At 43.8% G+C, this 14,991-nt stretch carries 11 protein-coding genes; all 11 read left to right on the top strand.

Features of this window, described 5'->3' with window-relative positions:
- The first annotated feature begins 158 nt into the window (after positions 1-158).
- Entirely contained in the window at positions 159-3,665 is a 3,507-nt protein-coding gene (gene mfd / locus BAU16_RS01815; RefSeq protein WP_442896815.1) for a transcription-repair coupling factor, read from the top strand.
- A 43-nt stretch (positions 3,666-3,708) separates the two neighbouring features.
- A complete protein-coding gene (locus BAU16_RS01810; RefSeq protein ID WP_048603376.1) occupies positions 3,709-5,295 on the top strand; it encodes a putative polysaccharide biosynthesis protein in 1,587 nt (528 codons plus the stop codon).
- 5 nt (positions 5,296-5,300) lie between these two features.
- Positions 5,301-5,570: an RNA-binding S4 domain-containing protein gene (locus tag BAU16_RS01805; RefSeq protein ID WP_048603377.1), complete on the top strand. Its 270-nt coding sequence runs from the start codon at positions 5,301-5,303 to the stop codon at positions 5,568-5,570.
- Between the two features lie 67 nt (positions 5,571-5,637).
- The gene (locus BAU16_RS01800) at positions 5,638-6,048 is read left to right on the top strand and encodes an FtsB family cell division protein (RefSeq protein ID WP_048603378.1); all 411 of its coding nucleotides are present in this window, start codon (positions 5,638-5,640) and stop codon (positions 6,046-6,048) included.
- Positions 6,049-6,092: 44 nt separating this feature from the next.
- The gene (locus BAU16_RS01795; RefSeq protein ID WP_048603379.1) at positions 6,093-6,548 is read left to right on the top strand and encodes a S1 domain-containing RNA-binding protein; all 456 of its coding nucleotides are present in this window, start codon (positions 6,093-6,095) and stop codon (positions 6,546-6,548) included.
- A 279-nt stretch (positions 6,549-6,827) separates the two neighbouring features.
- The gene (gene tilS, locus BAU16_RS01790; RefSeq protein ID WP_161526302.1) at positions 6,828-8,210 is read left to right on the top strand and encodes a tRNA lysidine(34) synthetase TilS; all 1,383 of its coding nucleotides are present in this window, start codon (positions 6,828-6,830) and stop codon (positions 8,208-8,210) included.
- An 18-nt stretch (positions 8,211-8,228) separates the two neighbouring features.
- The gene (gene hpt / locus BAU16_RS01785; protein ID WP_048603381.1) at positions 8,229-8,774 is read left to right on the top strand and encodes a hypoxanthine phosphoribosyltransferase; all 546 of its coding nucleotides are present in this window, start codon (positions 8,229-8,231) and stop codon (positions 8,772-8,774) included.
- Positions 8,775-8,847: 73 nt separating this feature from the next.
- Positions 8,848-10,938 carry an ATP-dependent zinc metalloprotease FtsH gene (gene ftsH, locus BAU16_RS01780; protein ID WP_137604876.1) on the top strand — a complete coding sequence of 697 codons (2,091 nt, stop codon included), beginning with the start codon at positions 8,848-8,850 and terminating at the stop codon, positions 10,936-10,938.
- A gap of 147 nt (positions 10,939-11,085) precedes the next feature.
- Complete coding sequence (gene hslO, locus BAU16_RS01775) at positions 11,086-11,973, top strand: Hsp33 family molecular chaperone HslO (protein ID WP_048603383.1); 888 nt, start codon at positions 11,086-11,088, stop codon at positions 11,971-11,973.
- On the top strand, positions 11,970-12,968 hold the full coding sequence (gene dusB / locus BAU16_RS01770; RefSeq protein ID WP_161526301.1) for a tRNA dihydrouridine synthase DusB: 999 nt from the start codon (positions 11,970-11,972) through the stop codon (positions 12,966-12,968). The genes hslO and dusB overlap by 4 nt, the downstream gene beginning before the upstream one ends.
- Positions 12,969-13,073: 105 nt before the next feature.
- Positions 13,074-14,567 carry a lysine--tRNA ligase gene (lysS, locus tag BAU16_RS01765; protein WP_161526300.1) on the top strand — a complete coding sequence of 498 codons (1,494 nt, stop codon included), beginning with the start codon at positions 13,074-13,076 and terminating at the stop codon, positions 14,565-14,567.
- Positions 14,568-14,991: the final 424 nt, after the last annotated feature.

Below are 14,991 nucleotides of genomic sequence, written 5' to 3'. Positions count from 1 at the left end.
AATTTTATTACTATATAATAAACACGAATTTCAGTTCCACTTTTACCAAGTGGTCTAGCAGAATGATATATGTAGAGAAAATCAAACGTCATTTTCTAGTAAGAAAATGGCATACATTAAAATGAACGAGGGGCAAAACAATGAACTTGGTTGATGTTATGAACCAAACGCCGCTGATCAATCAGTGGCAGGAACAAATCAAGCAACAAGCCAAGCGGCAATTGCTGACGGGATTATCCGGTTCGGCAAAAACGTTGGCAATTCTTGGAACGTATCAAAAATTTCAAAAGCAAATTATTTTGGTCACGCCTAATCTGTACTATGCCAATCAGATAACGGAAGATTTACGTAACTTGGAAGAGAATGTTTACCTCTTTCCGGTGGACGAAGTGTTGTCGGCGGAGATGGCATTTTCTTCTCCAGAAGCTCGGGCGGAACGAGTAGAAACCTTAAATGCGGTCAGTCAGCAAAAAAAAGGAATTTACGTCGTACCGGTAGCGGCTCTACGAAAATTATTACCTGATCCGCAAACCTGGCGGGAGTATCAGCTTCATTGGAACATCGGCACAGAACTTGCACTGGAAAAATTGCCGCAAACTTTGCTTTTAATGGGCTATGAGCGCCAAAGTATGATTGGAAAACCCGGCGAATTCAGTATTCGCGGTAGTATCCTTGATATTTATCCCATCACCTCTGAATATCCAATCCGTATTGAATTGTTTGATGTCGAAATCGATTCAATGCGCTATTTTGACGTGGAGACGCAACGCTCTGTGGGCAATGTGGAGCAGGTCACGATTACGCCGACCACTGAATTGGTTTTTTCAGAAGCCGATATGGCTCACGGGCGGCAGCGGCTGGAGGAAGTTCTGAAAAAACGTTTGGCCGTTACGAAAGAAGCCACAGACAAGGAATTTTTAACAGATTATTTTGGTCAATTAGCGGCTTCTTGGCAAGAGAATTTGCCGGGAGAAAATGCGAACTACTATGCAGATTTGTTGTACCAAGAAGAGCATACGGTAGCAGATTACTTTCTGCCTGACAGTCTGTTGTTTGTGGACGATTATCCCCGAATTATGGAAACAAATCGGGAAATTGAACGGGAAGAAGCAGAATGGCAGACGCAACGAATCGAAGAGCTGCGGGTCTTTTCTGAACAGCATTTTGGCAGTGACAGTCATCAATTTTTCCAAAAAGAAAATTTTGTCACTACGTTTTTTGCGTTGTTCCAAAAAGGAATGGGAAATCTGCGCTTTCAAGCAATCCATAATTTTCAATACCGTCCGATGCAACAATTTTTCAGCCAAATCGGTTTGTTAAAAGCAGAAATCGACCGTTGGGAAAAACAACAACAGACAGTGATTTTTGTGGTGGCAGATGCTGAACGCGCACAAAAAATGGAAAATGATTTTCGTGACCATGAAATTTATGCGGTGCAGGCAGCGGCCAACAAAATAATAACCGGACGTACCCAAATCATCCAAGGGAGTCTACAAAGCGGATTTGAATTGCCACAGGATCGGTTAGTGGTAGTGACGGAAAAAGAGATTTTTCAAAAGGTCAAGAAAAAACGTGCGCGGCGGCAGACGATTTCCAATGCCGAACGGCTAAAAAGCTATAATGAATTGAAGCCCGGGGATTTTGTCGTTCATGCCAATCATGGGATTGGGAAATTTATCGGGATGCAGACGTTGGAAGTCGACGGTGTCCATCAAGATTACCTCACGATTGTGTACCAAAACGAGGACAAATTATTTATTCCAGTCACTCAGTTGAATTTGATCCAAAAATATGTGGCTTCTGAATCAAAAACGCCAAAGATCAACAAACTTGGCGGCAGTGAATGGAGCAAAACAAAACGCAAAGTATCCAGTCGAATCGAAGATATCGCAGATGATTTGATTGCACTGTATGCCAAACGAGAATCAGAAAAAGGGTATGCGTTTGGGCCGGATGACGGGTACCAGCAAGAATTTGAGGATGCCTTTGCTTATACGGAAACCGACGATCAGTTGCGGAGTACGGCAGAAATCAAACACGACATGGAAAAAACCAAGCCAATGGATCGGCTGCTAGTCGGCGATGTGGGCTTTGGGAAAACAGAAGTAGCTTTGCGGGCAGCTTTTAAAGCCATTAAGGAAAGCAAACAGGTCGCTTTTTTAGTTCCGACAACGATTTTGGCGCAACAGCATTATGAAACCATGATGGATCGTTTTGAAGGGTTTCCGGTAAATATCGGTTTGCTGAGTCGGTTCCGTACGAAAAAGCAACAGGAAGAAACCATTGAACAATTACGGACCGGTCAAGTGGATATCGTGGTGGGTACCCATCGTCTATTGTCAAAAGATGTGCAGTTTTCTGATTTAGGTTTGTTGGTAGTGGATGAGGAACAGCGTTTTGGTGTGAAGCATAAGGAACGGTTGAAACAACTTCGTTCACAAGTCGATGTCTTGACGTTGACGGCAACACCGATTCCCCGTACGTTGCACATGTCGATGCTGGGGGTTCGTGATTTATCAGTCATCGAAACGCCGCCGGAAAACCGCTACCCCATTCAAACCTATGTGATGGAAACCAATCCCGGTGCAATCCGTGAAGCGATTTTGCGGGAAATGGCTCGGGGAGGACAGGTTTTCTACTTGTACAACCGGGTTGCTACAATTGAGAAAAAAGTTGATGAAATCCAAGCGCTGGTGCCGGATGCTCGAATCGGTTTTGCACATGGTCAGATGACGGAAATTCAATTAGAAAATACGCTGTTTGATTTTATCGAGGGGCAGTATGACGTGTTAGTCACTACCACCATCATCGAAACCGGTGTTGACATTCCCAATGCCAATACGTTATTCGTTGAAAATGCTGATTATATGGGTTTATCCACCCTGTATCAATTGCGAGGACGTGTCGGTCGGTCAAATCGGGTCGCTTATGCCTACTTTATGTATGAACAGCAAAAAGTATTGAATGAAGTCAGTGAAAAACGGCTGCAAGCCATCAAAGATTTTACGGAATTGGGTTCCGGCTTTAAAATTGCAATGCGGGATTTGTCGATTCGGGGTGCGGGAAATCTGTTGGGAGCACAGCAGCATGGCTTTATTGATGCCGTTGGGTTTGATATGTACTCCCAAATGCTGTCTGAAGCTGTGGCACGAAAACAAGGAAAGAATACGCAAACCGAAAAAACCTCCGTGGAAATCGATTTGGGAATCGATGCCTATCTGCCGGGAACCTATATTGAAGATGAACGGCAAAAAATCGAGATTTACAAACGAATCCGCGAATTGGAAACAGAAGAAATGTTGGATGAAGTTCAAGATGATTTGTTAGATCGTTTTGGTGAGTATCCTGATGAAGTGGCTCATTTGCTGACAATCGGACAAATCAAGATGGATGGCGACCGCGCCCTGTTGGAAACGATTCGCAAGGAACAGCAGCAGCTGCGTTTTGTGTTGAGCAAGGTGGGAACGAAAACATATTCTGTTGAGCAATTGTTTGAAGCGTTGACGGCAACGAAGCTGAAAGCGGCGTTGGGAGTTAGCAATGAAAAAATGCAGATTACACTGACGATTCCACAAAAAATGTCGGAGATTGTCTGGCTGCAAGAAATTCAGTCTTTTGTTAAAGCATTACGGGCAGAAAAATACAAAACAAAAAAACCGGAATAACGAGCAATCCATGTAAAAATCAGAAAAGAGCGGAGGCGAACTTGTGGCAAAAAATCAAATGAAGACAGTCATGCAAGGGGCCTTCGTGCTGACGTTGGCATCTTTTGTGGCGAAATTACTGAGTGCAGTCTATCGAGTTCCCTTTCAAAACGTGGTGGGGGATGAAGGCTTCTATGTGTACCAGCAGGTTTATCCAATCTATGGCATGGCGATGACGCTGGCGCTTTCCGGGCTGCCGCAGTTTATCTCCAAATATATTGCAGAAAAGCCTACGCTAAAAGCGCAACGAGAAGGCATGGAAAAACTGTATCCATTGGTTTTATGGACTTCGGTTCTGCTGTGGGGAGCTACTTTTTTTGGTGCTGGAGCTTTCGCTTACCTGATGGGAAATGCCCAGTTAGCAGTGTTGATTCGGGTGGTGTCCTTCGCCTTTTTATTGGTTGCTCCGTTGGCCTTTTATCGGGGGAATTTTCAGGGGAATCTTCAAATGGTACCTTCTGCTGTTTCGCAGGTGGTGGAACAGTTGCTGCGGGTCAGTGTGATATTGCTTGCGGCTTGGGCTTTTCGCCATTTTGGTTTATCTATCTATCAAACCGGAACAATCGCCATGCTTGGGGCAGTGGTTGGCGGTTCTGCCGCGTGGCTGATTTTAGCCCATTACGAAAAAAAAATTCATGGCCGAACGTTAGGTTTGAATCGTTTGCCGCTTTTTTCTCCTCAAGATCCGGACTTACGGCGACGTTTTTTAATTGAAGGCGGTCTGCTTTTTATTTATAGTGGTCTGCTGATTTTATTTCAGCTGATTGATTCCTTTGTCATTACCAATGCGTTGGAAACCTACGGACTGACACAACAGGCGGCACGAATCGCCAAGGGTGTTTACGATCGGGGACAGCCATTAGTACAGTTGGGACTCGTAGCTGCAACAGCATTAAGTTCGACTTTTTTGCCGGCATTGACGGGGTATCTTCACCAAGAAAATCAACGCCTGTTTCGTAATTCCGCCAAAATTTATCTGCGTTTGACGGCGAGTATTGCGTTGGCGGCTTCCGTGGGCCTGGTTTTATTACTGCCCTATGTGAATTTTGCCCTGTTCAAGGATTTTTCCGGAAATGAAACACTGACTCTATTTGTTTTTTCCGTGTTTTTGATGGGGATGATCCAAGCCTATCAAAGTATTGCCCAAAGCAAAAACCGCTTCCGCACATCAATCCAAGCAGCCGGGTTGGGTCTTTTGGTGAAATGTATTGCCACTTGGGGATTGACGGCGCTATTTGGGACGGTGGGTGCCAGCTTAGGAACGTTGGCCGGTTTAGCGATAGTTTTACAGCGACTGATCAAAAAAGAAGATGCTCGTCTAAACGCTTTTTGGCGGGAACGAAAATTCGGCAGAACATTGATTTTCTGTATTGGAATCATGATTTGTAGTATATTGGTTTATTATAGCGGTGTGGCATTTCTTTTTGGTAATGTCCAACACCGATTGCAGGCACTGGGAATCAGTGTGGTGGGAGTGGCGATTGGCGTCGTCTTTTTCATCGGCAGCGCGATTCGATTGCGCCTGTTTACTGTTAGAGAATGGCTATTACTGCCATTTGGGAAAAAAATATTACGTTTTAAAAGGAGCTAAAAACGATGCGTTTAGACAAATTTTTAAAAATCGCGCGAATCATCAAACGGCGAACGGTTGCTAAAGAAGTGGCAGACAAAGGGCGAATCCAGATCAACGGCAAGCTGGCAAAATCCAGCAGTACCGTAAAAATCGGCGACCTTGTAAAGATTCAATTTGGCAACAAACTCTTGGAAATCAAAGTCACCGAACTGCATGAATCAACGAAAAAAGAAGATGCAGAAAAAATGTACGAAATTATTTCGGAAACACGTCAAGAAAGTCATGCGAATTAGATTAGACAAGCTATCTTGATGTTGGTATAATGAGAACGACAATCACGAGAGATGGAGAGAGTATGCGATGAAAAACGAGAACAACATTACGACGCTTGACACTGCTTATGCAAAGGCTCAGTATGCAAAATACAAAGAACAACATCAGCAAGTTGTTTTTCGTCGCCGACGCTTAGGTGCGATTTTTATTGCAGCGATAGCCGTTTTTGTGTTTGTCGGGTTTCAATTGTTTCAAGACCATCAACGTTTGCAAGAACTCCGGGAAATCAAGCAGGAAGCAGTGCTTGAGCAGGAAGAGGCCGCCAAAACGGTTGCCCAGCTCCAACATGATGTTTCCCTGTTGAAGGACGATGACTACGTGGCAAAATTAGCCCGCAGCCGTTTCTTTTATTCAAAAGACGGAGAAAGTGTCTATCCTTTGCCAGAAGGAGACAATCAAACAAGCGAATCACAATCGTCTACTACTACCAATGAGTAGTGAAATATATATTTAGGGAAAAAACTAGGAGGAACAGTTTTTATATGTCAATCGAAGCAGGAGCTAAGCTACAAGGAAAAGTGTCTGGTATCACAAATTTTGGTGCGTTTATCGATTTAGGGGATAGAAAAACCGGGTTGGTTCACATCAGCGAAGTATCAAATGGCTTTGTCAAAGATATCAATGATGTGTTGAAGGTTGGCGATGAAGTAACGGTATTGGTTACTTCTGTTGGAGATGACGGGAAAATCGGCTTATCAATTCGCAAAGCGCAAGAACAACCGCAAGAAAAACGTGAATTTGTAAAAAAAGAACCACGCAGCAGCCGTCCCGTACAAAAGAAATCATTTTCTCGTGGGCAAAGCCCAATGAATGCTGCCAATAAACAAGACTTCGATTCATTGATGAGTTCATTTTTGAAAGACAGCGATGACCGTCTGACATCTTTGAAACGCAATACTGAAGGAAAACGCGGTGGCCGCGGCGGGCGTCGCAACTAATAGCTGAATTTGTTTTGCAGAGAGTGAAACAAAGGCGGAATGAAGTTGTATTCATTCGTTCAAAGATAAAGAAATCAGACCTATTCGTTCCTGATTAGAAGTTTTTGAACCCATGATTACCAAAATCAAATGTAATCCGAACTATATAGAATATTGCTCCTGCGGTCCGGTTGGTCCTTGTCGCAAAACTGCGGCGCTTTGGAGTGCTTTCTACGATAGTTCGGATTTTTTTCTGTCATTCAATCAAGGATAGAATCTTAAAAAAAGCAGGTGAAGTGTGTGGAATTAGAAACAGCGTTTTGGCAGCGGGGCAATCAGGAGGGCTACTGGGAGCCACAGCGAAATATTTTGCTGGCGGTCTCTACCGGGGTAGATTCAATGGTTTTGCTGGATTTGATGGAAAAAGTCAGTCAAAAAATCGACTGCACCATCGCTGTGGCTCATATCAACCATCAGTTGCGGGAGGCGTCACAGCAGGAAGAAAAGTTTTTGCAGGACTATTGTCAAAAAAAAGGAATTCCCTGTTATGTTCGTCGCTGGGAAAATCCGCCAATCGCCGGGATGGAAAATGCGGCACGGCAATTTCGCTATGATTTTTTTCGTCAGCTGATGCAGACGTATTATTTTGATACTCTGATGACAGCTCATCACAGTGATGACCAATTGGAAACGATGCTGATGAAAATGATGCGGGAAGGCAATTTGAAAAGTGCTGCCGGAATCCGTCCTAGCCAATCTTTTGCTGGCGGAAAGCTGATTCGTCCCCTGCTGTCCTTCAGCAAAGAAGAAATTCAAACCTACGCCCAGCAAAAAAAAATCTTCTATTATGAAGATGAAACCAATTCTTCGTTGGATATGCAGCGAAATCGGCTGCGGCATCAGGTGGTTCCCTTGTTGAAAAAAGAAAATCCACAGATTTTACCGCATTTTCAGCAATTGTCTCAGCAATTGCTTTGGGCAGAAGACTGGGTGACACAACAGCAAAAAGCATGGTTTGAAACAGCCGTCCACCGAGAAGCGGATTGGCAGTTTGCCTTGCCTGATTTTTTGGCGAATGCGCCTGCTCAACGCTATTTTTATTTGCAATATTTCTTTATGGAAAGTCGCAAACAACTGGGAATCGGTGCCAGTGAAGAGCAGCTGATGAAAATTTTGCAGCAGCTAAATAGTGAGAAAGCCCAGTGGACCTTAGATTTTGAGGAAGATTGGCAAGTTATCAAAACCTATGACCGCTTTTCTTTGCAGCAAAATCAAAGCCAAGAAGCACTGAAATGCCACGAAATGCGGTTAGGCGAAAGCCTTTTTTTGTCAGAAAATGAATGGTTGGCGCTGTGGCGCAGTGATCAACCGGGGAAAATTCCCAAAAAAGTCAAATTTTGGTCAGAATTCAGTCAAGTTTTACCGGTAGACTTTTCCACGATGGTAACAATCCGTAAACGCAAGGCAGGAGACAGGATTCAGCTGACTCCAGCGTTGCGAAAAAAAGTCAGTCGTGTGTTTATCGATAAAAAAATACCCAATGAACAACGGGAACGGGCTTGGCTGGTGGAAGATGAGGAACAACGCATAGTGGCAATTCTACCGGTCCTCTTTTCTTATTTGAGTATTGCCGAGGAAACTGATAAAATACACTACAGACTTCTTTATAAATATCGGAAGTAGCATTGGAAGGAGAAGAAAATGTTAGAAAAAGATATCGAGAAAATCTTAGTTACCAAAGAAGAGATTTCTGCTCGCTGTGACGTGTTGGGGAAAGAACTGACCAGTGAATACGAAGGAAAGAACCCGCTAGTAATCGGCGTTTTGAAAGGTTCAATCCATTTTATGGCAGATATCGTTCGTGCGATGGATTGTTACTTGGAGATGGACTTTATGGACGTGTCCAGTTACGGTAAGGCAACCGTTTCATCAGGAGAAGTAAAAATTTTGAAGGACCTCGATACCAATGTTGAAGGTCGTGACCTGTTAATCGTGGAAGACATCATTGACAGTGGCCGCACCCTTGCGTATCTAGTGGATCTGTTCAAATACCGCAAAGCTAAATCAGTAAAAATCGTGACCTTGTTAGATAAACAAGAAGGCCGTGTGGTAGATATCGAAGCAGATTATATCGGTTTTGACGTGCCAAATGAATTTGTGGTCGGATACGGTTTAGATTACATTGAGCAATATCGCAACCTTCCTTATGTAGGAGTTTTAAAACCTAGCGTTTATCAGTCAAATTAATGCTAGAATTCAATTTAGATATGGTACAATGTAATGGTCAGTATTGATAAAAGAATAGCCAGGGAGGGCAAGCATGAATAAGAAAAATAACGGTATGCTGAAAAATACCTTATACTATGTACTCGTGCTCCTTGCGATGGTCATGGTCGTCTATTTCATCTTTGGAAACGGCAGCCAGCAATCGCCAGACATCGAGTACTCTAAATTTACCGAACAATTAAGAGATGGCAAAATCAAAGAATTTTCCGTCCAGCCAACAAATGGTGTTTACAAAATTACCGGTGAATACAAAGAAAAACAAACGGTCAGCAACAGCAATGGGCTGTCTGTTTGGGGAGACACAGATACACCAACAACCAGTTTTTCTACAACCGTTCTACCAAATGATTCCACACTTAGCGAAGTGACGGACTTAGCCAGTGAGAACGATGTGAAAACAGTCATCAAAGAACAATCAAACAGCGGCGTATGGCTTTCACTGTTAATGAGCTTCCTGCCATTGGTAATCATTATCTTTTTCTTCTATATGATGATGGGCCAACAAGGCGGTGGCGGCGGTGGTGGCGGCCGTGTCATGAACTTTGGCAAATCCAAAGCCAAAGAAGCTGACAAAAAAGCCAACCGTATCCGCTTCTCTGATGTTGCCGGAGCAGAAGAAGAAAAACAAGAACTAGTAGAAGTTGTTGAATTCTTGAAAGATCCGCGGCGTTTCGTGGAACTTGGCGCCCGCATCCCAGCCGGTGTCTTGCTGGAAGGACCTCCCGGAACTGGTAAAACTTTGCTTGCAAAAGCCGTTGCCGGTGAAGCAGGCGTACCGTTTTATTCAATTTCTGGTTCAGACTTTGTAGAAATGTTCGTTGGTGTCGGAGCAAGTCGTGTCCGTGACCTCTTTGAAACCGCAAAGAAAAATGCACCAGCAATTATCTTCATCGATGAAATCGATGCCGTTGGTCGTCAACGTGGCGCTGGTATGGGCGGCGGTCATGATGAACGGGAACAAACCTTGAACCAATTATTGGTTGAGATGGATGGATTTGACGGCAACGAAGGCGTCATCGTCATCGCCGCAACCAACCGTTCCGATGTGTTAGATCCTGCTTTGCTACGTCCAGGTCGTTTTGACCGTCAAATTTTGGTGGGTCGTCCAGACGTTAAAGGCCGTGAAGCGATTTTACGGGTTCATGCTCGGAACAAACCGTTAGCGGATGACGTTGATTTGAAAGTCGTAGCGCAACAAACACCAGGCTTTGCCGGTGCAGATTTAGAGAATGTCTTGAATGAAGCGGCATTAGTTGCTGCTCGTCGAAATAAAAAGAAAATTGATGCTTCTGATGTGGATGAAGCCGAAGACCGTGTTATTGCTGGACCAGCAAAGAAAGATCGCGTAATCAGCAAACGGGAACGAGAAATGGTGGCATACCACGAAGCAGGGCATACGATCGTTGGTTTGGTCTTAAGCCGTGCCCGAGTGGTGCATAAAGTAACGATCATCCCTCGTGGAAAAGCGGGTGGATACATGATCGCCTTGCCAAGAGAAGATCAAATGCTAATGACCAAAGACGATATGTTTGAACAAATCGTTGGATTGCTTGGTGGACGGACAGCAGAAGAAATCATCTTCAACGTTCAATCTACCGGTGCTTCCAATGACTTTGAACAAGCAACCGGTTTGGCTCGCAGCATGGTGACTGAATACGGGATGAGTGAAAAACTTGGACCTGTTCAATATGAAGGCAATCATCAAGTCTTTGTCGGTCGTGACTACGGTCAAACCAAAGCTTACTCGGAACAAGTCGCTTATGAGATCGATCAAGAAGTACGAAGCATCTTGAATCAAGCCCATGAAAAAGCGCGGGAAATCATTGAAGCGCATCGCGAACAACACAAATTGATTGCTGAAAAATTGTTGCAACATGAAACCTTGGATGCGAAAGCAATCAAATCACTGTTTGAAGAAGGTAAAATGCCGGAAGGAACAGAAGAAGAATACCCAAGCGAAAAAGCACAAACTTTTGAAGAAGCAAAACGTGCCTTGGAAGAAAAGGATGCGGAAAAACAAGCCGCTGAAAAATCTGATTTTGAAGAAGCAAAAGAGTACTTTGACGCAGAAGCTGAAGAAGTTCGCACAAAAGATGATTCCGATCAACCAAAAGATGAACAATAAGAAATGACAGATCCAGCCAGAAGACGGAAAATCCGTCCCTCTGGCTGGATTTTTTAAGTTTTTTATTTGTTTTGAACCGGCAACGTTGAAAAAAAAGTCGCTTCCTAGTATGATTCATAAGTAAAATCAAAAGGAGCGATTGATCCCATGAAAGATTATTTAGTAAAAGCATTAGCATACGACGGCTTTGTTCGCGCATACGCAGTCAGCGCGACTCACACAGTTGCCGAAGCGCAAAAGCGTCATGATACATGGAATACTTCCTCTGCTGCCTTAGGACGGGCGCTGGTTGGCGGCTTGTTGCTGGGAGCTACAGTTAAAGGTGAAGATAAATTAACTATCAAGATTCAAGGAGATGGTCCTGCCGGGGCGATTATCGTCGATAGTAACGGTCACGGGGACGTCAAAGGCTATATCAAAAATCCACATTTAAGTTTGCCTCTGAATGAACAGGGAAAGATTGATGTCCGAGGAGCAGTTGGAACCCAAGGAATGTTCACCGTCATCAAGGATTTGGGATTGAAAGAACCTTTCTCCGGTCAAACACCGATTGTATCAGGAGAGCTGGGGGATGACTTTACTTACTATTTGGCCGTATCCGAGCAAATTCCTTCTGCCGTTGGGTTAAGCGTGTTAGTCAATACAGATGATTCCATCAAAACGGCCGGAGGATTCATGATCCAAATCATGCCGGGAGCAGATGAAGCCGTAATTGAGGCAATTGAGATGGCGTTGAAGGAAACGCCGCGAATTTCCACCTTATTGGATGAAGGACAACGGCCAGAAGATATTTTACAAGGTCTGTTGCCAGCTACCAAAGTGGAATTTTTGGACACTATTGACGTGCAATTTGCCTGTGACTGTTCAAAAGAAAAATTTTCAGAAGCAATCATCGCTCTAGGACCAGATGAAATTCAGGCGATGATCGAGGAAGATCATGGTGCCGAAGCAGTTTGCGCTTTTTGCAATAATAAGTATCAGTACACAGAAGAAGATTTAGCTGCATTAAAGGAAGAAGCGGGAGGGAAAAAATGAACAACACATGGAAAATCGGGAATGTAGAGATTCCCAATCGCGTTGTTGTTGCCCCTATGGCAGGGATTACCAATGCGGCCTTTCGTGTAACCGTCAAAGAATTTGGTGCCGGATTAGTCGTTTGCGAAATGATTAGCGACCAGGGTATCCATTTTCGTAACAAAAAAACCTTGGAGATGCTGTATATTGATGAACGGGAACATCCATTGAGTGTTCAGATTTTTGGCGGAAACAAGGACTCCTTAGTTGAAGCAGCGCGCTTTGTTCAGGAAAATACTCAAGCAGATATCATCGACATCAACATGGGCTGTCCCGTCAACAAAGTCATCAAGGCAGAAGCGGGTGCAAAATGGTTGCTGGATCCCGATAAAGTGTATGAAATGGTACATGCGGTGTCTTCTGCTGTCGATATTCCCGTGACAGTAAAAATGCGTATTGGTTGGGATGATCAGCATGTTTTTGCCGTTCAAAATGCCCAAGCGGCAGAAGCAGCCGGTGCCTCAGCAATTGCCATGCATGGACGGACACGGGTTCAGATGTATGAAGGTGTGGCAAATTGGGAAGTATTAAAAGAAGTTAAACAAAATATCACGATTCCATTTATGGGGAATGGTGACGTAAAAACCCCGGAAGATGCGAAACGAATGCTGGAAGAAGTCGGTGCCGATGGTGTAATGATCGGTCGGGCAGCTTTGGGGAATCCTTGGATGATTCATCGCACACAACATTACTTGGAAACTGGAGAGTTGATGGCCGAACCTATGCCAAGAGAAAAAATCGCAACAGCGAAGGTACATCTGCAACGTTTGGTGGATTTAAAGGGAGAAGGAGTAGCTGCCAGAGAGTTTCGTCAGCATGCTTCCTACTATCTAAAGGGGATTCCTCGCGCGGCAAAAGTTAAAGTGGCTATCAATCAAGCGGAGGACCAACACACGATCATTGATCTCCTTGATGCTTTTGTAGAAAAAATCGAACAGCATCCGGTAGCAAGATAGCTGCATAAAGAATAAAAAACAAGACGAAAAGCTTAAATCGTCTTGCTTTTTTTCGCCATCATTGGCATTATAAGAAAGAACAGAAAACAGAATGGAGGAACACTCGTGACAGAGGAACAACACACACAAGAAGAACTAAATGACCAAATGCTGGTTCGTCGTCAAAAGATGGAACAGTTGCGAGAAGAGGGGATTGATCCTTTCGGCAAGCGTTTCGACCGGACCCATAACTCCGCAGAATTGCATGAATTATTTAACCAACGCACAAAAGAAGAATTAGCGGAAATGAATCTCTCAGCAAGTATCGCTGGCCGCATCATTACCAAACGAGGCAAGGGCAAAGCCGGCTTTGCCCATTTGCAAGATCGGGAAGGACAAATCCAAATCTACGTTCGCAAAGATCAAGTCGGAGATGCAGCTTATGATGTTTTCAAACACGCTGACCTTGGAGATTTCTTCGGTGTAGCCGGTGAAATCATGAAAACCGATACCGGTGAAGTAACCATCAAAGCCAAAGAAATCACGATTTTATCAAAAGCGTTGCGCCCATTGCCTGATAAATACCATGGCTTGACGAATGTTGAACAACGCTACCGTCAACGCTATTTGGATTTAATCAGCAACCGGGAAAGTTTTGACCGTTTCACCAAACGCAGCCAAATTATCAGCGAAATCCGTCGCTATTTAGATGGATTGGACTATTTGGAAGTGGAAACACCGGTTCTGCACAATCAAGCCGGCGGAGCAGCTGCTCGTCCATTTACGACCCATCATAATGCATTGGATATGGACCTATATTTGCGTATCGCTTTGGAATTGCATTTAAAACGTCTGATTGTCGGTGGCATGGAGAAAGTTTATGAAATTGGTCGGGTTTTCCGAAACGAAGGAATCGACACGACCCATAACCCAGAATTTACGATGCTCGAAGTCTATACTGCTTATACCGATTACCGTGATGTGATGGACCTGACAGAAGGAATTATCCGCAACGCCGCCCAAAAGGTTCTTGGTAATGCAACCATCAGCTATGACGGGCAACAAGTTGACCTGGAAGCTGAATTCAAACGGATCCACATGGTCGATGCCATCAAAGAGCAAACCGGTGTTGACTTCTGGCAAGAAATGACTGTTGCCGAAGCTCGTGAATTGGCTAAAAAACATCATGTTGAGATTACTGATGCGATGACTGTAGGACACATCATCAATGAATTTTTCGAAACATTCGTAGAAGATACACTGCAACAACCAACTTTTGTTTATGGTCACCCAGTAGAAGTTTCTCCATTGGCGAAGAAAAATCCGGATGACGGTCGCTTTACCGATCGCTTCGAGCTATTTATTGTAGGCAGAGAATTTGCCAATGCCTTCACTGAGTTAAACGATCCTATCGATCAGAGAGCGCGTTTTGAGGACCAAGAAAAAGAACGAGAACAAGGAAACGATGAAGCCCATGGGGTGGATGAAGATTTCCTAGAGGCATTAGAATATGGTATGCCGCCAACAGGAGGACTAGGAATCGGGATCGACCGACTAGTCATGTTGTTGACCGATGCGCAATCGATTCGCGACGTCCTATTGTTCCCAACAATGAGGTAAAATAGAAAAACCTGTCGATTTCAATGATCGGCAGGTTTTTTTAATAGAAAACTTCACTAGATATTTCCGCTTTTTACCCGTTAATTTTGCATGAAAAAGCTTAAATAACGAATGATTATCAGCTGGAAAGAAATAAACAATCGGATATGAAAAAAAGTTGAAAAAAGCACAAGAAATCCATTGACCTCACGTGTTTTAGTTGGTATATTATTACATGTCCTCAAGAGAGAAACAACGCTTGAGAACAGCAATTAAAAAAGTTTGAAAAAAACTTAAAAAAGTGATTGACAGACGGCAAACAGATTGCTAAAATAACAAAGTCGCTGTTAAGCAGCCGAAGAAAATTCGTTTTAAACACTTTTGTTCAAACGAAAAAAACTTCAAACTTTTAGTTGACAATCACTTGTCAATCTGATATGATTTA

Source organism: Enterococcus sp. JM9B, assembly GCF_009933265.1.
GTDB classification, from domain to species: domain Bacteria; phylum Bacillota; class Bacilli; order Lactobacillales; family Enterococcaceae; genus Enterococcus_C; species Enterococcus_C songbeiensis.
This window is presented reverse-complemented; position numbering and strand designations above follow the sequence as displayed.

Bases quoted from the DNA above. Each gene is read 5' to 3' on its own strand.
- hslO (WP_048603383.1), top strand. From the start codon at position 11,086: ATGAAAGATTATTTAGTAAAAGCATTAGCATACGACGGCTTTGTTCGC.
- BAU16_RS01795 (WP_048603379.1), top strand. From the start codon at position 6,093: ATGTCAATCGAAGCAGGAGCTAAGCTACAAGGAAAAGTGTCTGGTATC.
- BAU16_RS01800 (WP_048603378.1), top strand. From the start codon at position 5,638: ATGAAAAACGAGAACAACATTACGACGCTTGACACTGCTTATGCAAAG.
- BAU16_RS01805 (WP_048603377.1), top strand. From the start codon at position 5,301: ATGCGTTTAGACAAATTTTTAAAAATCGCGCGAATCATCAAACGGCGA.
- ftsH (WP_137604876.1), top strand. From the start codon at position 8,848: ATGAATAAGAAAAATAACGGTATGCTGAAAAATACCTTATACTATGTA.
- mfd (WP_442896815.1), top strand. From the start codon at position 159: ATGAACCAAACGCCGCTGATCAATCAGTGGCAGGAACAAATCAAGCAA.
- dusB (WP_161526301.1), top strand. From the start codon at position 11,970: ATGAACAACACATGGAAAATCGGGAATGTAGAGATTCCCAATCGCGTT.
- hpt (WP_048603381.1), top strand. From the start codon at position 8,229: ATGTTAGAAAAAGATATCGAGAAAATCTTAGTTACCAAAGAAGAGATT.